Consider the following 21,782-nt stretch of genomic DNA (forward strand, 5'->3'; position numbering starts at 1 on the left):
CAAAAAATAGGAGTGTTAAAAATGCAGCCAAAATATAAACGCGTTCTTTTAAAGCTAAGCGGGGAATCCCTCGCTGGAGATGCGGGACACGGAATTGATTTTGATACGGTCCTTAAAATTTGCCGTCCGATAAAGACTTGTTCTTTGATGGGGGTGCAGATTGCCATTGTTGTAGGCGGCGGCAATTTCTGGCGCGGCCGCTCCAGTGGAAAGATGGACCGTACTAGAGCCGACCATATGGGAATGTTGGCGACTGCAATCAATGCATTGGGGGTTGCAGATGCTTTGGAGCAGTTGGGGGTAGCGGTGCGTGTACAGACAGCAATCGCTATGCAGGAGATTGCTGAGCCTTATATCCGTAACCGCGCAGTCCGCCATCTTGAGAAAAACCGTATTGTCGTTTTGGGCTGTGGTACCGGAAATCCGTTCTTCTCTACGGATACTGCTGCTGCTCTGCGTGCTGCCGAAATTGATGCGGATATTATTTTAAAGGCAACTATGGTGGATGGAATCTATGACAGTGATCCAAAAAAGAATCCGGATGCCAAAAAGTTTGAGACACTAACTTATATGGATGTGCTCAATAAAGATTTAAAAGTTATGGACAGCACAGCTGCTTCCCTTTGCAGGGATAATCATATTCCAATTTGCGTATTTGATATTGCAGACCCTAATAATATTGAAAAGGCAATTTGTGGCCAGCCAATCGGTACAATCGTAAAGGAGGATGAAGTCCTATGAAACAGGTATTGGATCAATCAGAATCTAAAATGCAGAAAACGCTGAGCGTACTTCGGGAAGAGTATGTAGAGATACGCGCAGGACGTGCAAATCCAAATGTGCTCAATAAAGTGATGGTCGATTATTATGGAACTCCTACTGCAATTAGCCAGCTTGCGGCTGTTTCAGTAACAGAAGCGCGTGTTTTAACGATTCAGCCGTGGGATCAGTCGGTCTGCCATGCGGTTGAAAAAGCAATCCTTTCTTCTGATATTGGGATCAATCCGCAGTCTGACGGCAAAGTAATTCGGTTGATTTTTCCGCAGATGACAGAGGATCGCCGCAAAGAGTTGGCAAAAGAAATTGCAAAGCAGGCAGAAGAATCTAAAATTGCTATTCGTTCAATTCGACGTGATGCGATGGAAAAATTAAAGAGCATGAAGAAGTCGACAGAGATTACAGAGGACGATTTAAAAGAAGCTGAGAAAAAAATGCAGGATCTTACGGATAAATACTGTAAAGAGATAGATACTCTTCTTGAGAAGAAGAAAAAGGAAATCATGGAGATTTAGATTTTAAAATCAAGTGAGGACTGCGCATGGAAAAACAGTATGTAAGCGCCGCGCCGGCACCGGAGTGCCTGCCGGCGCATCTTGGCATTATCATGGATGGAAATGGCCGATGGGCCGAAAAGAAAGGACTGCCGCGTTCTGCAGGGCATACCGCCGGAGCTGCTGTCTTTAAAAAGATTACTCGCTATGCAAGTTCCATTGGAATTCGCTATCTGACGGTGTATGCTTTTTCGACTGAAAATTGGTCTCGCCCGCAGGAAGAAGTGGGAGCCTTGATGATTTTGTTTAAAAAATATCTGCAGGATTCTCTGCGGGATTTTCGCAATGATGATATCAAGGTGCGCTTTATTGGAGATACCAGTAAATTTTCCCCGGATTTGAAAAAGCTGATTGAAGAGACCCGGGAAGTTTGTAAGGACCGTACCGGTATGGTGCTCAATATTGCTATGAATTACGGTGGGCGGGCAGAAATTGTCAATGCAGTTCATGAAATTGCAGAGAACGTGCAAAAAGGAATGCTGATTCCGGAAGAAATTGATGAAAAATTGATCTCTTCCTATATGGATACCGCAGGACAGCCGGATCCCGATTTGATTATTCGGCCAAGCGGAGAGCATCGAATTTCAAATTTTCTGTTGTGGCAGTCGGCCTATACCGAATATGTGACGATGGATATTCTCTGGCCGGATTTTGTACCGGGGAATTTAAACTGGGCTCTACAGGAGTATGTACACCGCAATCGGCGGTTTGGAGGAGTGTAAACCATGTTTTCTTCTTTAAAAGACCGTTCATTTTCCGCGGGAATCATTATCCTTTTTTTGGGTGCTGTTGTCATTTTTAATTCTATTTTTCCACTGGCACTCAATATTGCGATCGCTTTGATTTCAGCTGCATCAATGTACGAGATTGCTTTGGCATTAGGTGTTTCAAAAAAGCCGATGCTCCTTTGGCCTACTCTGATTTTTGCCTGTGTTTTGCCGTTCCTCTCTATGGGCCTTCAGGAGGCAACCGCTTATTTTCTTTACACGGTTGTCCTTTTTAGTACCATGATTTTTTATCATGATCTGATTTCATTCCGAGAAGTTGGTGTCCTCTATAGTGTAGCGCTTTTGATTCCGACTGCTTTGGAAACGCTGATTCAACTGCGGCATATTGGCGGAAAGCATGGAATGTTTTATGTGATTGTTGCAATTTTTGCTGCATGGCTTGCGGATGTGGGGGCCTATTTTGCAGGAAACTGGTTTGGAAAACGTAAGCTTTGTCCGAATATCAGCCCGAAAAAAACTGTCGAGGGTGTGATTGGCGGATTCGTTTTTGAAATTGGAATGTTGCTTTTGTCTGGGTGGTTTTTCCAGGATGTTTTCTGGGCTGGCCAGGTAAGAGTTTGTTATTTTACACTTTTTGTGATCGGAGTTGGCGGTTCAGCTCTTTCTGTAATCGGTGATTTGAGCTTTTCTCTTATTAAAAGAAGCTGCCATATTAAAGATTTCAGTGAGATCCTTCCCGGTCATGGCGGAATTCTCGATCGATTTGACAGCGTCATTTTTGTTGCACCATTTGTTTCGATTCTGCTCAGATTTATGCCGCTTGTCTATACCTAAAAGAAAATTAGAAAGAATAACCTGGTGAATAGAATGAAAAAAATTGCTGTTTTGGGTTCTACAGGATCGATTGGAACTCAGACTTTGGAGGTTGTCCGCAGTCTGGGAATGTCGGTCTGCGCCCTTGCTGCACATTCGAATATTGATCTGCTCGAAAAGCAGGCACGAGAATTCAAACCGCAACTTGTTGCGGCTTTTGATTTACATGCCGCAAAAGACCTTCGGATTCGGCTGAAAGATACTGGAATTAAAGTCGTTCAGGGAATGGAAGGCTTGTGTGAAGCGGCAACGATTCCGCAGGCAGATCTGATCCTCAACGCAGTTGTTGGAATGGTTGGGTTAAAACCGACGCTGCAGGCAATCGCTGCAAATAAAGACGTAGCGCTCGCCAATAAAGAAACTCTGGTAGCCGGCGGTCAGCTTGTGATGGATGCAGTACGCCAGCGCCGAATTCAGCTGATTCCAGTCGACAGTGAACACAGTGCGATTTTTCAATGCCTTCAGGCGGCGGATCCTAAAGAGCTCAATAAGATTCTTTTAACTGCTTCCGGTGGTCCGTTTTTTGGAAAGAAAGCGGAGGAGCTAAAAAATGTAACACCGCAGATGGCTTTAAAACACCCAAATTGGAAAATGGGTGCAAAAGTGACAATTGATTCTGCTACTATGATGAATAAGGGCTTAGAGATGATGGAAGCAGGCTGGCTTTTCCATGTTCCGGCGTCTATGATCGAAGTAGTGATTCACCGGGAGAGCATTGTGCATTCTATGGTCGAATTTCAGGATCATGCGATTTTGGCACAGATGGGCGTTACCGATATGCGGCTGCCAATTCAATATGCGCTTACATACCCCAAGCGAGTGGAAGGACCTGTAGAGGAGCTTTCCCTTACAGATGTAGGAAAACTGACTTTCTATCCGCCGGATGAGAAAACTTTTACTTGTCTGCATGCTTGTAAAGTTGCTATGGATCGCGGTGGATTGGCTCCGGCTGCAGCAAACGGTGCCAATGAGGCGGCAGTATCTCTTTTCCTGCAGGGGAAGATCGGATTTTTGCAGATTGGAGAATTGGTAACTGCTGCTTTGGAAGAGCAGAAAGATGTACCGTCCTCTACACTGGACGAAATTCTTGCAGCAGATCAGGCGGCAAGACAGTTTGTACTTGAAAAAGCCGGACAACATTTTTAATTTTTACAAGGGGGACATTCAATGACCGTACTCGTCATTATCATTGCAGTGCTGCTGTTTGGATTGGTAATCCTGATTCATGAAGGAGGCCATTTTGTAACGGCAAAGCTTTGTGGAATCCAAGTAAATGAATTTGCAATCGGTATGGGTCCGAAGCTTTTTCATTTCACAAAAGGAGAAACAGAGTATTCCCTGCGCCTATTCCCAATCGGGGGATTTTGCGCAATGGAGGGAGAGGACGAGGAAAGCAATAACGAGAACGCTTTTGAAAACAAGCCAATTTGGAAACGAGCTCTAGTAATTGCCATGGGGGCAATTATGAACATGGTTTTAGGATTTGTATTTGTCATGATTTTGCTGATTCCACAGCAGAAATTTGCTTCTACGACGATCAGTGTCTTCCAAGACAATTCTGCTACACAGGCGGCAGGACTCCAAGTTGGAGACCGGATTACAGGAATCGACGGGTATTGGGTAAATACAGATAAAGATTTGAATTTTGCTCTGGCTCTGGCAAATCCCAATGACGTTGATCTGACGGTCCAGAGAGACGGAAAGACGATAGAATTTTCAGACATTAAGTTCCATACAACGCAGACGCAGGACGGCTCACAGGTGCTAACGCTGGACTTTTATGTGATGCCTGTAGAGAAAAATTTTGGAACCGTTATGACGAAAACTTTTGATGATACGATTTCAACAGTCCGAATGGTTTGGGCGAGCCTTGCAGGAATTGCACAGGGCAGATTCGGCTTAAAAGATATTGCAGGGCCGGTAGGGACATTCAGCATGATCGGAAAAGTAGCAAGCCAAAGTGTAGAGAACGGTGGATTTCGGCTTGCGATGGAAAACATGCTATATATCATTATGGTGATTACAGTTAACCTCGCTGTCGTGAATCTACTGCCGATTCCGGCTTTGGATGGTGGAAAGCTTCTGCTTTTGCTGATTGAAAAAATTCGCAGAAAGCCCTTAAATAGAAAGATAGAAGAACGAATTAATATCGTTGGCTTTTCCCTTTTGATGGCACTTATGATGCTGATTACCGTCAATGATGTGGTAAGAATCTTTAATGGAACGGGAATCGGAGGTTAACCTTTTTCTGTTGCAGAATGACTCGGAAGGAAGAATAACAGATGAGGAAAACACGGAGAGTATTGGTCGGAACGGTGCCGGTAGGCGGCGGTACACCTGTTTCTGTACAGTCGATGCTAAATTGCCCTGCTCATGATGTGGAGGGCTCTGTTCGTCAGGCGAAGGAGCTTTCTGATGCCGGGTGTGAAATTATTCGTGCAGCAATTCCGGATGAAGAAGCAGTTCGGCTGATTCCTGCAATTAAAGAAGCAGTGTCGGTTCCGCTGGTTGCCGATATCCATTTTGATTATCGTCTGGCATTGCTTTCGGCAGAAGCCGGAGTAGACGCGATTCGAATTAATCCCGGAAATATCGGCGGGGATGAGAATGTCAAAGCGGTCGCTGACTGCTGCAAAAAGAGGCATATCCCTATTCGGATCGGTGTTAACGGCGGTTCTTTGGAACCTCATATTTTAGAAAAATATGGGAAGCCTTCTCCGGAAGCGCTGGTCGAAAGTGCACTTTATCATGCTTCTCTTTTGGAAAAATTTCAGTTTGAGGATATTGTTCTTTCGATGAAGTCTTCCGACGTGGACACGATGATCAGAGCATATGAGCTCTGTGCGCAGAAATGCGATTATCCGCTTCATTTGGGTGTAACGGAAGCCGGCAGCGAACGGATGGGGATTATTAAATCTGCGATTGGAATCGGTTCGCTCTTGCAGCGTGGAATTGGGGATACGATTCGAGTATCATTAACGGCAGATCCAGTGCGCGAAGTTTATGCGGGAAAAGATATTTTGAAAGCATTGGGCCTTGGAAAACCGGGTCCGCAGATCGTTTCGTGTCCTACTTGCGGAAGAACACAGATCAACCTGATTGCAATCGAAGAGCAAGTGGAAAAACGGCTGCAGAACTGTACAAAACCAATTACCGTTGCGGTGATGGGGTGTGTAGTAAACGGACCGGGAGAAGCAAGAGAAGCGGACGTTGGTATCGCCGGTGGGAATGGCGTAGGCCTTTTGTTTCGGCACGGCAAAATTTTGCGGCGTGTGCCGGAAGAAAAACTGGTGGATGCGTTGATGGAGGAAATTGAGGCACTTTAAGAGAAGGATGAGACCGATTTGAATACTTTTCAAGGCTTTTTTGAAAATTATATTGATTGTGAAGATCTTCCCCCTGCACTTTGCAAAGGGGAACTTCTTGGGTTGCAGATTGATACGAAAAACCGGATTATTTCTGCAGAATTGTCGATGAATGAAACGATTCCTCGAGAAGAATTTTATCATGCAGAAAAAAAGATTTCGGCATGCAAAGAGCTGAATCTTTCCGGCGCTAGATTGAAGCCGCATTATCAAAATGCGAGCTTTTCGGTGGAGTATTACCCGAATCTCGTGGTGGAACTGAAACGTCGGGAAGCAAGCATTAACGGGAGTCTAAGAGATTCAATACCAACACTTTCTGATGGCGTTTTGAAAATTGAATTAAAACACGGCGGTGCAAATTTGCTTAAAACCCGTCATGCGGATCGAATCCTGAGCGACCTAATTCGCGAGGAGTTTCATGAAAATATTCAGATCGAATTTTGCGGCACTCTGCATGTCGATGGGGAGAGTGCCGCCTATTTAGAGAAACAAAATAAGGTACAGGAAACTGCCCGCAGAGAAAATCTTGTGCGCCAGGCGCAAGATTATGAAATCTCGATGAATCATCAGGCGGTGGAACTTTCTACGCAGATTCGAGAAGGCGATACACTGATGCCGACGATCGTTTTGGAAACTGCCCGGGAGTTTTTCGGACGTATGCCAAAAGGAAAGCCGATTCCGATTTCAAAAGTATCACCGGATATTGGGTCCTGTGTCATTTGGGGTGAAGTATTTTCACTAGAAATACGTACGACCCGTGACAACAGCCGTAAAATTTATTCTATCAATGTAACAGACTATACTGGTTCCATTACCTTGAAAGTGATTGAGGCAGTGCAGAACTGCCGTACTTTGGATACGATTAAAAAAGGTATGACTTTTCTCATTAAAGGCGATGTGGAATACGACAAATATGATCATGAAATTGTAATGCGGCCAAGGGGCTTTGCAACAGTCAAACAGCTTAAAGTTGAAGATAAAGCGCCGGTCAAGCGTGTGGAACTGCATTTACATACTTGTATGTCCAGCATGGATGGCGTTAATTCGGCGGAAGATTTGGTGCGCAGAGCGGCTGAATGGGGACACCCAGCAATTGCTATTACGGATCACGGCGTTGTGCAGTCATTCCCGGATGCAATGAATGCTGCCGCCGATATGAAAAAAGCTGGACATCCCATTAAGGTGATTTATGGGATGGAGGCTTATTTTGTCAACGATTTGGTTCCGGCGGTAACCGGTCACAGCGATCGGCCTCTTTCCGGAGAATTTATCAGCTTTGATCTGGAAACGACCGGACTTTCTGCAAATGAAGAACGGATTACCGAAATTGGCGCTGTTCGGGTGAAAAACGGAGAGGTTCTCGAAAACTTTGATACCTTTGTTGACCCCGAACGCCCGATTCCAGGAAAGATTACAGAGCTTACCGGGATTACGGATGAAATGGTAAAAGGGGCACCAAAAGAGGCAGAAGCTCTTAAAATGTTCTATGAGTTCTGCGGAACAGATGCGGTGCTTGTTGCGCATAATGCGGATTTTGATACGTCTTTTTTGAGAAAAGCAGCGACGCGCAGTAAAATGACCTTTGATTATCCTTATATTGATACGGTCCCGATGTGCCGCAGTCTTTTAAAGGATATTAAAAATGTAAAACTGGATACGGTTGCAAAATATTTAAAATTAGATCCGTTTAATCATCACCGCGCCTGCGACGATGCGGCGGTACTTGGAGAGATCCTAATCCGCCTTTTTAGGAGACTAAAAGAGGATACTAAGTGCAGAACGGTAAACGAGATCAATATGGCGTTAGCCGGCGGCGATCCCAAAAAAATTCCTTCTTATCATCAGATTATTTTGGTCAAAAACCATGTCGGACTTAAAAACCTTTATAAATTGGTTTCTATGGGGCATTTGCAGTATTTTTACCGCAATCCGAGAGTCCCGAAAAGTGAACTGATGAAGCATCGGGAAGGCCTTTTGATTGGCAGCGCGTGTGAAGCGGGAGAGCTTTACCGTGCCATCGAAAATGGACAGCCATGGAGTAAACTTTTGGAGATTGCTTCTTTTTATGATTATCTGGAAGTTCAGCCGCTGGGGAATAACGCTTTTCTGGTACGGGAGGGCAGTGTCCCAAATATTGAAACGTTGCAGGATTACAATAAAACGATTATAAAGATCGGCAAAAAGCTTCATAAACCGGTCGTTGCTACCTGTGATGTCCACTTTATGGACCCGAAAGACGGTGCTTATCGAAAGATTTTGATGGCTGCAAAGGGCTTTGATGATACAGATAATCAGGCGCCGCTTTATTACCGTACCACAGCAGAGATGCTCAAAGAATTTGAATATCTTGGAAAAGAGACGGCTTACGAAATTGTTGTGACGAATCCTAATAAAATTGCTGATTTGTGTGAGCCGATTCGTGCAATTCCAGATGGTATTTTTCCTCCATTCATTGATGGTGCTGAGGAGCAGCTGAATTCAATTTGTTGGAAGCGCGCAAAACAGGTTTATGGTGATCCATTGCCGGAGATCGTTCGGGCGAGACTTGATCGAGAGCTTGGTTCCATTAATAAACATGGATTTTCGGTGCTGTATATGACCGCCCAGAAACTGGTTGCTGACAGCGAAGCCCATGGTTATCTGGTTGGTTCCCGTGGCAGTGTTGGCTCCTCCTTTGTTGCGAGTATGTCCGGAATTTCCGAAGTAAATCCGCTCGCGCCGCACTATATTTGCCCTGCCTGCAAATACAGCAAATTTATTACGGATGGCAGTGTCATTTCCGGTTTTGATCTTCCACCGATGGATTGTCCTGTCTGCGGAACACCATTAAATCGCGATGGGCATACGATTCCTTTTGAAACATTTCTGGGATTTGACGGCGATAAGACCCCTGATATTGACTTGAATTTTTCCGGAGAATATCAGTCAGGCGCTCACCGCTATACAGAAACTCTTTTCGGTAAAGATCATGTGTTTAAAGCTGGTACGATCGCAACTGTTGCAGATAAGACTGCAATCGGCTATGTGAAAAAATATGAAGAAGAAAAAAATCTGATTTTGAATCGCACAGAAGAACTGCGCCTTGCAAACGGCTGTACCGGCGTAAAAAGGACAACCGGTCAGCATCCAGGCGGTATGGTCGTTGTTCCCAAGGGATATGAAATCTATGATTTTTGTCCGATTCAACACCCAGCCAATGATCAGAAAAATGATAATATCACGACACACTTCGATTTCCATAAAATTCATGATACTATTTGTAAATTGGACGAGCTGGGGCATGATGTGCCGACAATTTATCGGTATTTGGAAGAATACACCGGAATCCCTGTGATGTCTGTCACCATGAGCGATCAGCAGGTGATGAGTCTGTTCCATTCCCCTGAAGCATTGGGGGTAACGGAAGAGGACATTGATTCTAAGACTGGAACTTTTTCGATGCCGGAACTTGGCACTCCATTTGTGCGTGGAATGCTGATGGATTCTCAGCCAAGAACTTTTTCTGACCTTTTGCAGGTTTCGGGCCTTTCCCATGGTACCGACGTTTGGTTGGGCAATGCACAGGATCTGATTAAAAACGGAACCTGCAATATCAGTGAGGTTATCGGAACGCGTGACAGTATTATGACCTATCTGTTACATAAAGGGTTAGAGCCGAAAATGGCTTTTAAGATCATGGAGATAACCAGAAAGGGCAAAGCAACAAAACTTTTGACAGAAGACCATATTAAGGCGATGAAGGAACATAATGTGCCGCAGTGGTATATTGATTCCTGCTTTAAGATTAAATATATGTTCCCGAAGGCGCATGCAGCTGCTTATATGATTGCGGCGCTGCGGCTCGGTTGGTATAAGGTCCATCGTCCAGTGGAATATTATGCGGCTTATTTTACTGTTCGCGGAGAAGACTTTGACGGTGCGACCGTCATGAAAGGAAAACACGCTGTAGAACAAAAAATGCAGGAAATCCGAATGAAGGGGAAAGAGGCCAGCGCAAAAGAAGAAGCACTTTTTGATACCTTCCAGATTGTGAATGAAATGCTTGCCCGCGGAATCGAAGTTTTGCCGGTGGACCTTTATCACTCCGATGCGCGTAAATATTTAGTCGAGAACGGAAAGATTCGCCTGCCGTTTGCTTCTATCGGAGGGGTAGGCGAAGCGGCTGCTGCTTCCCTTGCTCTTGCAAGAAGAGAGGGATCTTATATTTCGATGGATGATGTGCAGGCTCGCTCTAAGGTCAGCAAGACCGTGATCGAAAAACTGCAGGAAGCAGGCGCAATGGGGAATCTGCCTCAGAGCAGCCAAATGACCTTTTTCTGAGTGTAATGAGCCCTTACTTTACTGGAGAAAAAGATTGACACTATCGATTTCATGTGATATCATGGTAGCACACTAAAGTGACAGGAGAATTCTATGAAACAGAATCATAAAATTACACCGGAAGGAACTCATGATCTTTTGTTTGAAGAATGTCTTGCTCGGCGTGAAGCGGAGCGGAGACTGACTGAAGCTTTTCGGGTACGTGGTTATCATGAGGTGATGACGCCCGGATTTGAGTACTATGATGTCTTTACGCAGTCAGAGGCCGGAATTGGGCAGGAAGTCATGTATAAAATGACGGATCGTCATGGCAGATTGATTGTTATGCGCCCGGATTCTACCATGCCCATTGCGCGTCTTGCGGCAACACGGCTTTTAAATCAGCCGCGGCCGCTGCGCCTTTATTATGATCAGCCGGTTTACCGTAGCAATCCGGCTTTAATTGGCAGAGAAGACGAAAATGCGCAGGCGGGGGTGGAGCTTTTAGGAGCCGATGGACTTCGAGCCGATTTAGAAGTCTTGACAACGGCGGTAGAATCTCTCTTTTCTTGTGTGCCGGATTTTCGTCTGGAATTAGGGCATGCAGGCTTTTTCCATGCACTGGCAGAGCAGCTTTCTCTTTCGGAAGATCGCCTGGAAGATATCCGCAGTGCAATTGAGAGCAAAAATTATGCGGCACTCGATCAGATCTTGGATGCACTGCCTGCGTCTGCCGCGGTAGATGCAATGAGGCGGCTTCCACGTCTGTTTGGCGGAGAAGAAGTCTTTGAAGAAGCGGAAAAACTTTGTGAAACACCAAAGGCAAAAGAGACGCTTTCCTACCTAAAAAAGCTTTATCATGCAGTACAGGATCTGGGATTGGGAGATCGCCTGATGGTAGACCTTGGCTTAGTGCAGCGAAATAATTATTATACGGGTGTTGTTTTTACCGCATATACGGAAGAATACGGCGATGCAGTCCTTTTTGGCGGACGGTATGATCATTTACTCGAACATTATGGGTGTAAGATGCCGGCAGTCGGATTCGGAGTGAATGTCGATGCAGTAACGAAAATTCTGCTGCAAAATGATGAATATCCGGCAGTGCAGGAGCCGCAGGTTTTGGTTCATGGAGATCATGGGCAGGCAGTCGCGGCATTGCGCCGGGCAGCAAAATTGACCGCACAGGGAATCTGCTGCGAAACAAGTCTCTGCGAAACACGGGAAGAAGCGCTCAATTATGCAAAATCCCGTAACATTCCCAAAGTGGAGTTTGTGGAGGGAAAAGAATGAAACCATTGCGGATTGCGCTTACAAAAGGGCGTTTGGAAGAAAAAACCGTAGAGATGCTGGAAAAAATCGGTCTTGATTGTTCTGCGGTACATAATAAAGGGCGCAGATTGATTTTGCCGATAGGAAATGGCGAGATTGAAGTTGTTCTGGCAAAGGCAAATGATGTGATTACGTATGTGGAACATGGTGTCTGCGATCTTGGAGTCGTCGGAAAAGATACGATTCTGGAAAAAGGCGGAAGCTATTACGAGCTTTTAAATCTTGGCTTTGGAAAATGCCGGTTTGCTCTGGCAGGTCCAAAAGGGACAGACTTCTTTTCCGGATATAGAGCAAAGACGATTGCCTCAAAGTATCCAAATGTCGCACGTTCTTATTTTGAAAATAAGGCCATGGATGTGAGAATCATCAAGATTGAAGGCAGTGTGGAATTAGCACCTCTTTTGGGGCTTTCCGATGCGATTGTGGATATTGTGGAAACTGGTTCAACTCTAAAAGAAAATGGTCTTGAGGTGATCGATACCGTTTGCACGATTTCTGCAAGGCTGATTGCAAATACGGCCAGTTTAAAATTGCGCAAGTCTGAGATCGAGGCACTTGTGGAAAAAATGGAGCGGGTAAAGGAGGAACAGGCATGATAGAAGTCGTTAAAGAAGGCGGAAAAATTAGCCGCAGGTTTATTGAACAATTAAAAGCGCGGAATGCTTCTAACGGAAAAAAAGTAGATGCTGCTGTAGCAGAGATTCTGCAGGCAGTAAAGACACAGGGGGACAAAGCGGTTTTAGAGTATACCATGCGTTTTGACGGTGCTGTTCCGAATCCAATTGAAGTAACGCATGAGCAGATGGAAGAGCTCAAAAAGAGCTGTGATCCCGACTTCTTGAAGGCACTTCATGATGCGGCAGAAAATATCAAGGATTTTCATCAAAGACAGAAACAGCAAAGTTGGATAGAACCTAAAAAGAACGGCGTTTTAATGGGACAGCGGATTCGAGGATTAAAAAGAGTAGGAATCTATGTACCAGGCGGTACAGCAGCATATCCCAGCAGTGTCTTGATGAATGCGATTCCCGCTCATATCGCCGGTGTGGAAGAGATCATTATGATGACACCTCCCGGAAAAGGTGGAAAACCAAATCCGGCAATTATGGCGGCAGCCTTGGAAGCAGGTGTGAGCCGTGTATTCTTAGTGGGCGGAGCACAGGCGATTGCAGCGCTGGCTTACGGAACAGAAACAATTCCCAAAGTAGATAAGATCGTTGGTCCCGGCAATATTTACGTTGCAACTGCAAAGCGTCAGCTTTATGGGGTTGTCGATATTGATATGATTGCGGGTCCCAGTGAGATCCTGATTGTTGCGGATGAATCTGCAAATCCGCGTTTCTTGGCGGCCGATCTGATGAGTCAGGCGGAACACGACCCAATGGCTTCTGCAATTTTGCTGACGACCAGTGAAAAGATCGCAGACGAAACCGTTAAAGAACTGTATGAGCAGATCAACACTCTTTCTCGAAGAGAAATCATTGAACAGTCTTTGGATCATTTTGGTGCCGTGATCATCTGCAAGGATCTCGGAGAAGCAGTTGATTTTGCAAACGAGCTTGCACCGGAACATTTGGAACTTTGCGCAAAAGATCCGATGGAATATCTGGGGTCCCTCGACAATGTGGGAAGCGTATTTCTCGGAAATTATTCTCCAGAGCCGCTGGGTGATTATTTTGCCGGACCAAACCATGTCCTCCCGACCAGTGGAACTGCCCGCTTCTTTTCCCCTCTTTCTGTCGATAGTTTTATTAAAAAATCAAGCTTTATTTATTATACAAAAGATGCTTTAGAGCCTGTTTGTGATGAGATTATTACACTCGCTAAAACCGAGGGACTTACAGCACATGCAAACTCTATTGAAGTGAGGAAACCGCAATGAGCTATCAGTTGAACCAAAAATTGAGTGCACTTTCACCGTATATTCCGGTGGAAGAAAATCGGGAAATCATTCATCTGGATGCAAATGAATCCTTTTTGAATCTTCCGGAGACAGTTTTAGAAGAGACCAAAAAAGCATTGGGAGAAATCTCGTTTAACCGCTACCCGGATCCGTTTGCCTCAGAACTTTGTAAAGCATTCGGTGCATTTTATGGGGTCGATCCGAATCATGTAACGGCCGGGAATGGCTCTGATGAACTGATTTCCGTGTTGCTGTCAGCCTTTTTAATGAAAGGTGAGACAATGGTCACAACAGATCCGGATTTTTCAATGTATACTTTTTATCCACATTTGACGGAATCAAATTGTGTTCTCCTCGAGAAACCGGAAGAGGGGACGATGCGGGTAGAAAACTTAATTCGTACGATTAAGGAAAATAATGCTCGCTTGCTTCTTTTCAGTAATCCCTGCAATCCTACAGGACTGGGACTTAGTAAAGAAGACGTACACCGTCTGATTACATCAGTGGATGCCTTGATAGTTCTTGACGAAGCCTATATGGATTTTTGGGGTCGTGAGCAGTCATTTTTAGGAAAAGAAAATCAATATGATAATTTGATTATTTTGCGAACTTGTTCTAAAATGGGATTTGCAGCAGCGCGGCTGGGATTTGCTGTGGCAAATCAGAAAATAACGGGCTTGATTCGAGCGGTCAAGTCGCCGTATAATGTAAATGTGATGACGCAGCGAGCAGGAACTATCTTTTTGAATCACCCCGATCTGGTAAGGGAAAACATTCAGAAAGTGGTCGATTCTCGCAAATGCCTAGAAAAAGCACTGCAGGCGCTCAAAAAGAAATATCCGGAGAAGTTTTCGATGGAAGAGAGCGTAACAAACTTTTTGTATCTCCGCTTAGAAAATGCAAAGGAAATTTATGAAAGTCTATTGCAAAAAGGAATTTCTGTGCGGTATTTCCCGCAGGCACTGCGGGTTACAGCCGGAAGTCCTACTGAGAATGAAAAGTTTTTAGAAACTTTTGAAGCACTGCTCAAAGACTGATAGGAGGCTAACCATGCGTACAGCGATTCAGAATCGAAAGACGAAAGAGACAGATATTTCAGTTCGGCTCAATCTGGACGGCGGTCCTGTCGAAATTTCCACCGGAATTGGATTTTTTGACCATATGCTGGAGGCTTTTGCTGTTCACGGTGGCTTTGGACTTTCCGTTGGGGCAGAGGGCGATTTGTTTGTAGACTGCCATCATACGGTAGAGGATACCGGAATTGTCCTTGGTAAAGCATTTGCGCAGGCTTTGGGCGATAAGAGCGGAATCAAGCGGTATGGAAGCTTCTGGATCCCGATGGATGAATCGCTTTGCAGTGTTCATGTTGATGTGAGTGGACGCCCGTTTTTGGTGTTTCAAGGGACGCTTTCTCAGGAACGTGTCGGAGATTTTGACACTTGCATGACAAGCGAATTTCTGCGCGCATTTGCGACAAATGCTGGGATCACACTGCATGCGGAAATTCTCTATGGAGAAAATGCGCATCACGAAATTGAAGGGATCTTTAAAGCATTGGGACATGCTTTGCATGAAGCAGTTGCCCCTTATGATGGGACCTTATCAACAAAAGGAAAATTAGATCCTTGAAAAATAGATTTTATTTAGGGAAAGGTAAAATCTAATAAGGAACAGTTTTTTGGAACAGTAAGGAAAAGGAGTGCAAAACGAGATGGTCATTTTACCTGCAATCGATCTGAAGGACGGACAATGTGTACGGCTTTTTCGCGGCGATTATTCGACGGCGCATCGAGTAGCGGCGAGTGCTGTACAGACGGCAGAGCAATTTCAGAAATCTGGTGCGAAATGGTTGCACATGGTGGATTTAAATGGAGCGAAAGCTGCTGTGCCGGTTAATTCAAAGCTGATTTTTCAGGTGGTTCGTTCTACAGATTTAAAAGTGGAATTAGGTGGCGGAATTCGCACGATGCAGGCGGTGGAGCATTATCTGCAAAGTGGTATTTCCCGGGTAATTTTGGGATCAGCGGCATTGGCAGATCCGGATTTTACGGCCAAAGCGGTTCGAAAATATGGGGATCAAATTGCAATTGGAATTGATGCCAGAAACGGTATGGTTGCGGCAGAAGGATGGACACACACCTCTCATATGGATTATATCGAACTTGCAAAACGAGTCGAAGCGGTTGGAACACAGTATATCATTATGACGGATATTGATCGTGACGGCATGCTCACAGGACCAAATCTTGAAATGTTGGAAAAACTGCAAAAAGCAGTTTCCTGTAAAATTATTGCAAGCGGTGGGGTTAGCCGTGCAAAAGATATCGAGGATTTAAAAGCACTTCATCTTTATGGTGTTATTTGTGGAAAAGCGCTTTATAATGGGGATCTAAAGCTGGAAGAAGCCCTTGAAATCGCGGAGGAAAAGTAAATGGCACAGAATTTGGAACGCTTTTTTCAAAAAGGAATATTGGTCCCAGCGATTGTTCAAGAGGCGAAAACCGGAGAAGTTTTGATGCTGGCTTATATGAATCTGGAATCTCTGCAGAAGACTTTAGAGACCGGATATACATGGTTTTGGTCTCGCTCCAGACAGGAACTCTGGAATAAAGGTGCCACTTCCGGCCATTTGCAGAAGGTGGTTTCCATTACCGGAGACTGTGACAGTGATACACTTTTAGTGGTTGTGAATCAGACCGGTGCTGCTTGTCATACTGGACATCACAGTTGCTTTTTTGATGAGATTTGGAGGGATCAAACAATATGAGTGAGGAAAAAAATATTTTAGCGGAACTCTATGATACCGTATTGGAACGAAAAACAGAAAAAGAGGAAGGCTCTTATACCTGCTACCTTTTTGAGCAGGGACTTGATAAAATTCTGAAAAAGGTTGGAGAAGAGTGCAGCGAGACCATCATTGCTGCAAAAAATGGAGATAATCATGAGACCATTATGGAAATTTCCGATCTTTTATATCACTTGACCGTCATGATGGTGGAAGAAGGAATCCACATTTCGGATGTGGAAGCGGAACTTAAAAAGCGCAGTGAAAAAACAGGAAATCTTAAAAAGTTTCATCAGGTTGACCATAATACCTGATTTCGGCTTTTTTCTATAAATTTTGTGAAGAAAAACATCGGATATTTTTATCCGGTGCTTATTTTTTTATAAAAAAGAAAATAATAACAAAAAACAAGTTTTTAGAAGACAAATAGAGAAACGTTTGTTATAATAATAACAGATTTAAAGATAGCGTAATGAGAAAGGAGTCCGGTTATGAGAGGTATTTATTCTTCTGTGACGGATATCCGTCGAAAGGTTTTTACCGAAGTTGCACGTTTGGCATATGAAGGCGGAGATTATTCGAGAATTGACGATCTTCCTTATAAAATTGTTCCAGGAGAAGTCGCCAATTATCGTGAAAGTATTTTTTTGGAGAGAGCAATTGTAGGGGAGCGGTTAAGGCTTTCAATCGGTTTGCCTTTACGCCCGATTACTGAGCATACACGCCTTTCACAAGGGATCATTGAGAGCGCAATCGCGGAAAAATATTACGATCCGCCGCTTGTAAATGTGATTAAATTTGCCTGTAATAAATGTCCTGAAAAAACTGTTCAAGTGACAGAACTTTGTCAGGGGTGTCTTGCACATCCCTGTAAAGAAGTTTGTCCGAAACAGGCGATTCGAATCCGTAACGGAAGAGCGGTGATCGATCAGGACAAATGTATCAAGTGCGGGCGCTGTGTTGGTGTTTGTGCCTATCACGCAATCGTGCAGATGGAACGCCCCTGTGCAGCAGCTTGTGGAATGAATGCGATTCATTCTGATGCTTATGGACATGCGACCATCGATTATGATAAATGTGTTTCCTGTGGAATGTGCATTGTGAACTGTCCGTTTGGGGCTATTTCAGATAAAGGACAGATCTTTCAGCTGATTCATGCAATGAAAGAGGGATATGAAGTTTATGCGGCGATTGCTCCGGCTTTTGTGGGACAGTTTGGCCCCAAAATGACTCCGGAAAAGCTGCGTCCTGCCATGCAGGAGCTCGGGTTTAAAGATATTGCCGAAGTTGCGGTAGGAGCGGATCTTTGCACTATAGAAGAAGCAAAGGACTTTTTGGATAAAGTTCCGGAAAAGCAGCCATTCCTAGCAACTTCCTGCTGTCCGAGTTGGAGTGTCATGGCGAAAAAGAAATTTCCGGAGTTTGAATCTTATATTTCGATGGCTTTAACTCCTATGGTGTTGACAGCTCGGCTTTTAAAAAAGCAGCATCCTGGTTGTAAGGTAGTCTTTATCGGGCCATGTTCTGCGAAAAAACTGGAAGCGAGCCGCCGGACCATTCGCAGTGATGTGGATTTTGTTTTGACATTTGAAGAAACAATGGGAATGTTTGAAGCAAAGCAGGTCGATCTTACAAAAATTACGGGAGAGAGTTCCTTGGAAGAAGGCACTGCTGCCGGGCGTGGCTTTGCCGTTTCGGGGGGCGTTGCACAGGCGGTTGTAGACTGTATCCATAAAAAATATCCGGATCGAGAAGTTAAGGTTCAGTCAGCGCAGGGGTTAAGAGACTGCTATAAGATGCTGCTTCTTGCAAAAGCCGGAAAATATAACGGCTATCTTTTGGAGGGGATGGCGTGCCCTGGAGGCTGCGTGGCGGGCGCAGGAACGCTTCAGCCGCTCACAAAGGCAACTTCTATGGTCCTTGATTATAAAGCGAAGGCAGACAAAAAGACGGCCGAAGACAGCCCTTATCGTAAGCAGGCGGATCGTTTAGACTAATAAAAATTAAAAAGCTGATATGATCGGAAAAATCCGAATTCATATCAGCTTTTTTGATGAAAAAGAAAAATTTATTTTGCTGCAATTAGTTCGATTTCTACCAAAGCACCTTTTGGAAGTGCGGCGACTTCTACACAGGAGCGAGCAGGCTTTTTAGTAAAGACTGCACCATAGAGCTGGTTTACGGTTTCAAAGTTTTTGAGATCTGTCAAAAACACCGTCGTTTTTACAACATCGTCTGTTGTCATATCGGCAGCTTTTAAAACAGCTTGAAGGTTTTGAAGAACCTGCTTTGTTTGTGCAGTGATTCCTTCTGCCATAGCTCCGCTTTCCGGAATCAGACCGATCTGGCCGGAAGTATACAAAGTGTTTCCGGCGAGTACTGCATGAGAATAGGGGCCGACGGCACCGGGGGCGTGATCTGCTTTGATTGTTTTGATGGACATATGAGAACCTCCTTCATTGTTTTCCTTTCTGTTATAGTTGTCCAGAAAAGAATGTTGGTCGTCTCCGCACCGCCAGCCGATCAAGGTTTCTAGATTCACTTGGTGGACACTGCGGAAAATATTTTTGTCAATCTGTTGATTGTCTTTTTTTAGTTCCCGAATCAGGGCTTTTACTTTTGCACGTTTTCCGGCGCTGCCTGGATTCATGTGCTCACGTTCTGTCAGCCGACAGGCACACTGCAGAAATTCGAGACCATTATAATGCTTCCAACGAATAATATCTTCTTCATGGACAAGATACAGTGGCCGAATCAGTTCCATTCCGGGAAAATTCTGACTGTGCAGTTTTGGCATCATTGTTCGCATTTCCGCTCCATAAAGTAAGCTCATCAAAATGGTTTCAATTACATCGTCAAAATGGTGTCCCAAGGCAATTTTATTGCAATGAAGCGCCTGTGCGTTTTTATAGAGATAGCCGCGGCGCATTCTGGCACAAAGATAGCAGGGAGACTGCTTTTCATCTGCAACAATATTGAAAATATCAGTTTCAAAAATATGAACTGGAATTTGCAGCAGATCGCAATTCTTTTGCAGCAACGCACGGTTTTCAGGACGATATCCGGGGTCCATCGATAAAAACTCCACTGAAAACGGAAAATCACTGTATTTTTGTAGGTGCTGCATACATTTTGCGAGGAGAATGCTGTCCTTTCCACCGGAAATACAGACTGCAATTCGATCATTTGGCTCAATTAACTGATAATCTTTAATTCCACCGATAAAGCGGTTCCAGATCGGTTTTCGATAAGTTGTAATGAGGCTTCTTTCTGCCTTGGCGTTTAAATCCATATTGCCTTCCTTTGACTTTTTAATGTTCCAGGACTATACTAAAACGAAAATTATTCTTAAAATATAAGGGGAAATCAAACATGCTGCATATCGGATGCCATCTATCTTCTTCTAAGGGATTTTTGCATATGGGAGAAGAAGCACTTTCTATCAACGCGGATACATTTCAGTTTTTTAGCCGCAACCCTCGGGGTAGCAGTGCAAAAGCGATTGATTACGAAGATGTTTTGGCACTGAGAAACTTAATGGAGCAGTATCACTTTCCCATTATTCTGGCGCATGCGCCTTATACATTAAATCCTTGTTCCAAAGAGGAACGGATACGCAGGTTTGCACAGAAAATTATGAAAGATGATTTACAGCGAATGGAGTTTTTGCCTGGAAATCTTTATAATTTTCATCCCGGCAGCCATGTGGGGCAGGGGAGTGAGATCGGAATCCAACAGATTACAGAACTGCTCAACTGCCTGATTACGCCCCAACAAACGACCACGATCCTTTTGGAGACAATGGCCGGAAAAGGGAGTGAAGTTGGCTCTCATTTTGAGGAACTCCAAAAGATTATCGAAGGGGTAGAACACAAAGAAAAAATGGGCGTTTGTTTAGATACCTGTCATGTTTATGATGCGGGTTATGATATCGTAAATAATTTAGACGGTGTCCTAAAAGAATTTGATCAGACGATCGGTTTAAATCACCTTTGTGCGATTCATCTGAATGACAGCAAAAATCCTTTTGGGAGTCATAAAGACCGGCATGAAAAAATAGGAGAAGGCAGTATTGGGTTTGAAGCGATGGTGCGGATTATCAATCACCCGGCACTTCGCCATCTTCCGTTTTTCCTAGAAACGCCAAATGAACTTTCCGGTTATCAAAAAGAAATTGCGCGCTTGCGGGAGGCTTATATTGAAGACTGACTGCGTTTGATTCTAAAATCCCATCGACTTACTGGAATTTCATTTAGTATAGCACAATTATAAAATTTTGTCAGGAAGAATGGAATGCTTTATTATAAAAAAATTAGGTGATATTTTAATAAAATGTAAGATCAAAATCTAACTTAAATAAGAATGCTAGGCGAATAATTCGCCTAGCATTCTTATTTAAGGCCTTTTAATTTTGACATAAATTCATCTCTCAATATGGAGTAATATAATCGATCGATATATTTTCCATCTTGATAAAAGAAGTCACGCAATGTTCCTTCGTAAGTAAATCCGCATTTTTCAATCACTTTGCGGGATGGAAGATTGATGGATTTATGGCATATTTGGACTTTATGTAAATTTATTTTATCGAAGCCATATTGAATGACAGCCTTTGTTGCTTCTGTCGCAAATCCCTTTCTTTGAAAAAGGCTTCCGATGCAATATTCGATTTCTGCAAAATGGTTATTGTTGTCTACTAGAAAGTAAGCAATTTGGCCGATACATTCATCGGTCTTTTTTAAAGTAATTGCCCATCTGTAAAAATCGTTTTTTTCATAAGAATGGATGTATTTATCAAGGAGTTCTTTTACTTCTTGTTTTGTGCGGTAAACTGGTTCAGAATACAATGATTGAATTTTAGGGTCGCTGATCCAATATTTTAGCATGTCGTCGTCATCGGTATAGCGGAATCTTCTTAAAATCAATCTTTCTGTTTCGATTTCCATAGTACCAATATTTGTTAACATGATTTTTAACCCTTTCTGCTATCAAAAGCTGTTCAATTTCAACAAAGAACACTTCAATTCCTATTTTGTGATCTCTTGGTTTTTAACCAATATAACTTTTAATAGTGACTAAAAGAATAACCCAGAATTGAAACAAAAGTACTCTAATATATAAAGAATATAACGGATGTAAAAGGTTGTCAATTTCTGCAGAAAATAT

20 protein-coding genes are annotated in these 21,782 nt (G+C 43.8%); 18 read left to right on the forward strand and 2 right to left on the reverse strand.

Annotated features, from left to right (window positions below; translation table 11 throughout):
• Positions 1 to 21 precede the first annotated feature (21 nt).
• The 17 genes from pyrH to OP489_RS04680 all read left to right on the forward strand — a co-directional run bounded on the left by pyrH (position 22) and on the right by OP489_RS04680 (position 18,613).
• The gene (pyrH, locus tag OP489_RS04600) at positions 22 to 741 is read left to right on the forward strand and encodes a UMP kinase (RefSeq protein ID WP_180340996.1); all 720 of its coding nucleotides are present in this window, start codon (positions 22 to 24) and stop codon (positions 739 to 741) included.
• Entirely contained in the window at positions 738 to 1,292 is a 555-nt protein-coding gene (gene frr / locus OP489_RS04605; protein WP_266163169.1) for a ribosome recycling factor, read from the forward strand. Before pyrH ends, frr begins: the two co-directional genes overlap by 4 nt.
• Positions 1,293 to 1,318: 26 nt before the next feature.
• On the forward strand, positions 1,319 to 2,053 hold the full coding sequence (locus OP489_RS04610; protein WP_266163170.1) for an isoprenyl transferase: 735 nt from the start codon (positions 1,319 to 1,321) through the stop codon (positions 2,051 to 2,053).
• A 3-nt stretch (positions 2,054 to 2,056) separates the two neighbouring features.
• Positions 2,057 to 2,893 (forward strand): phosphatidate cytidylyltransferase, encoded by an 837-nt coding sequence (locus OP489_RS04615; protein ID WP_266163171.1) that lies wholly within the window; start codon positions 2,057 to 2,059, stop codon positions 2,891 to 2,893.
• Between the two features lie 33 nt (positions 2,894 to 2,926).
• Positions 2,927 to 4,078: a 1-deoxy-D-xylulose-5-phosphate reductoisomerase gene (locus OP489_RS04620; protein ID WP_266163172.1), complete on the forward strand. Its 1,152-nt coding sequence runs from the start codon at positions 2,927 to 2,929 to the stop codon at positions 4,076 to 4,078.
• Between the two features lie 21 nt (positions 4,079 to 4,099).
• Positions 4,100 to 5,173 (forward strand): M50 family metallopeptidase, encoded by a 1,074-nt coding sequence (locus tag OP489_RS04625; RefSeq protein ID WP_266163173.1) that lies wholly within the window; start codon positions 4,100 to 4,102, stop codon positions 5,171 to 5,173.
• A gap of 41 nt (positions 5,174 to 5,214) precedes the next feature.
• Positions 5,215 to 6,258, forward strand: coding sequence for a flavodoxin-dependent (E)-4-hydroxy-3-methylbut-2-enyl-diphosphate synthase (ispG, locus tag OP489_RS04630; protein WP_266163174.1), 1,044 nt, complete (start codon positions 5,215 to 5,217; stop codon positions 6,256 to 6,258).
• Between the two features lie 18 nt (positions 6,259 to 6,276).
• Positions 6,277 to 10,617, forward strand: a complete 4,341-nt coding sequence (locus OP489_RS04635) for a PolC-type DNA polymerase III (RefSeq protein ID WP_266163175.1) — start codon at positions 6,277 to 6,279, stop codon at positions 10,615 to 10,617.
• Between the two features lie 93 nt (positions 10,618 to 10,710).
• A complete protein-coding gene (hisZ, locus tag OP489_RS04640) occupies positions 10,711 to 11,889 on the forward strand; it encodes an ATP phosphoribosyltransferase regulatory subunit (protein WP_266163176.1) in 1,179 nt (392 codons plus the stop codon).
• Complete coding sequence (hisG, locus tag OP489_RS04645; RefSeq protein WP_266163177.1) at positions 11,886 to 12,524, forward strand: ATP phosphoribosyltransferase; 639 nt, start codon at positions 11,886 to 11,888, stop codon at positions 12,522 to 12,524. Before hisZ ends, hisG begins: the two co-directional genes overlap by 4 nt.
• Positions 12,521 to 13,810 (forward strand): histidinol dehydrogenase, encoded by a 1,290-nt coding sequence (gene hisD, locus OP489_RS04650; RefSeq protein WP_266163178.1) that lies wholly within the window; start codon positions 12,521 to 12,523, stop codon positions 13,808 to 13,810. The genes hisG and hisD overlap by 4 nt, the downstream gene beginning before the upstream one ends.
• Positions 13,807 to 14,868, forward strand: a complete 1,062-nt coding sequence (locus OP489_RS04655; protein ID WP_266163179.1) for a pyridoxal phosphate-dependent aminotransferase — start codon at positions 13,807 to 13,809, stop codon at positions 14,866 to 14,868. Before hisD ends, OP489_RS04655 begins: the two co-directional genes overlap by 4 nt.
• Positions 14,869 to 14,881: 13 nt before the next feature.
• Entirely contained in the window at positions 14,882 to 15,460 is a 579-nt protein-coding gene (gene hisB, locus OP489_RS04660) for an imidazoleglycerol-phosphate dehydratase HisB (protein WP_266163180.1), read from the forward strand.
• 82 nt (positions 15,461 to 15,542) lie between these two features.
• Positions 15,543 to 16,262 carry a 1-(5-phosphoribosyl)-5-[(5-phosphoribosylamino)methylideneamino]imidazole-4-carboxamide isomerase gene (hisA, locus tag OP489_RS04665; RefSeq protein ID WP_266163181.1) on the forward strand — a complete coding sequence of 240 codons (720 nt, stop codon included), beginning with the start codon at positions 15,543 to 15,545 and terminating at the stop codon, positions 16,260 to 16,262.
• Complete coding sequence (gene hisI / locus OP489_RS04670) at positions 16,263 to 16,598, forward strand: phosphoribosyl-AMP cyclohydrolase (RefSeq protein ID WP_266163182.1); 336 nt, start codon at positions 16,263 to 16,265, stop codon at positions 16,596 to 16,598.
• Positions 16,595 to 16,930, forward strand: a complete 336-nt coding sequence (gene hisE / locus OP489_RS04675; protein WP_266163183.1) for a phosphoribosyl-ATP diphosphatase — start codon at positions 16,595 to 16,597, stop codon at positions 16,928 to 16,930. The genes hisI and hisE overlap by 4 nt, the downstream gene beginning before the upstream one ends.
• A gap of 177 nt (positions 16,931 to 17,107) precedes the next feature.
• A complete protein-coding gene (locus OP489_RS04680; RefSeq protein WP_266163184.1) occupies positions 17,108 to 18,613 on the forward strand; it encodes a 4Fe-4S dicluster domain-containing protein in 1,506 nt (501 codons plus the stop codon).
• A gap of 71 nt (positions 18,614 to 18,684) precedes the next feature.
• Here the strand turns inward: OP489_RS04680 and OP489_RS04690 are convergent, their stop codons facing one another.
• Positions 18,685 to 19,908, reverse strand: a complete 1,224-nt coding sequence (locus OP489_RS04690; RefSeq protein ID WP_323135422.1) for a Rid family detoxifying hydrolase — start codon at positions 19,906 to 19,908, stop codon at positions 18,685 to 18,687.
• An 80-nt stretch (positions 19,909 to 19,988) separates the two neighbouring features.
• Between OP489_RS04690 and OP489_RS04695 the strand changes: the two genes are divergently transcribed.
• Positions 19,989 to 20,825 (forward strand): deoxyribonuclease IV, encoded by an 837-nt coding sequence (locus OP489_RS04695; protein WP_266163185.1) that lies wholly within the window; start codon positions 19,989 to 19,991, stop codon positions 20,823 to 20,825.
• Between the two features lie 182 nt (positions 20,826 to 21,007).
• Here the strand turns inward: OP489_RS04695 and OP489_RS04700 are convergent, their stop codons facing one another.
• Entirely contained in the window at positions 21,008 to 21,583 is a 576-nt protein-coding gene (locus OP489_RS04700) for a GNAT family N-acetyltransferase (RefSeq protein ID WP_266163186.1), read from the reverse strand.
• Positions 21,584 to 21,782: the final 199 nt, after the last annotated feature.

The sequence above is a fragment of the Caproicibacterium sp. BJN0003 genome (genome assembly GCF_026314295.1).
Lineage (GTDB): Bacteria > Bacillota > Clostridia > Oscillospirales > Acutalibacteraceae > Caproicibacterium.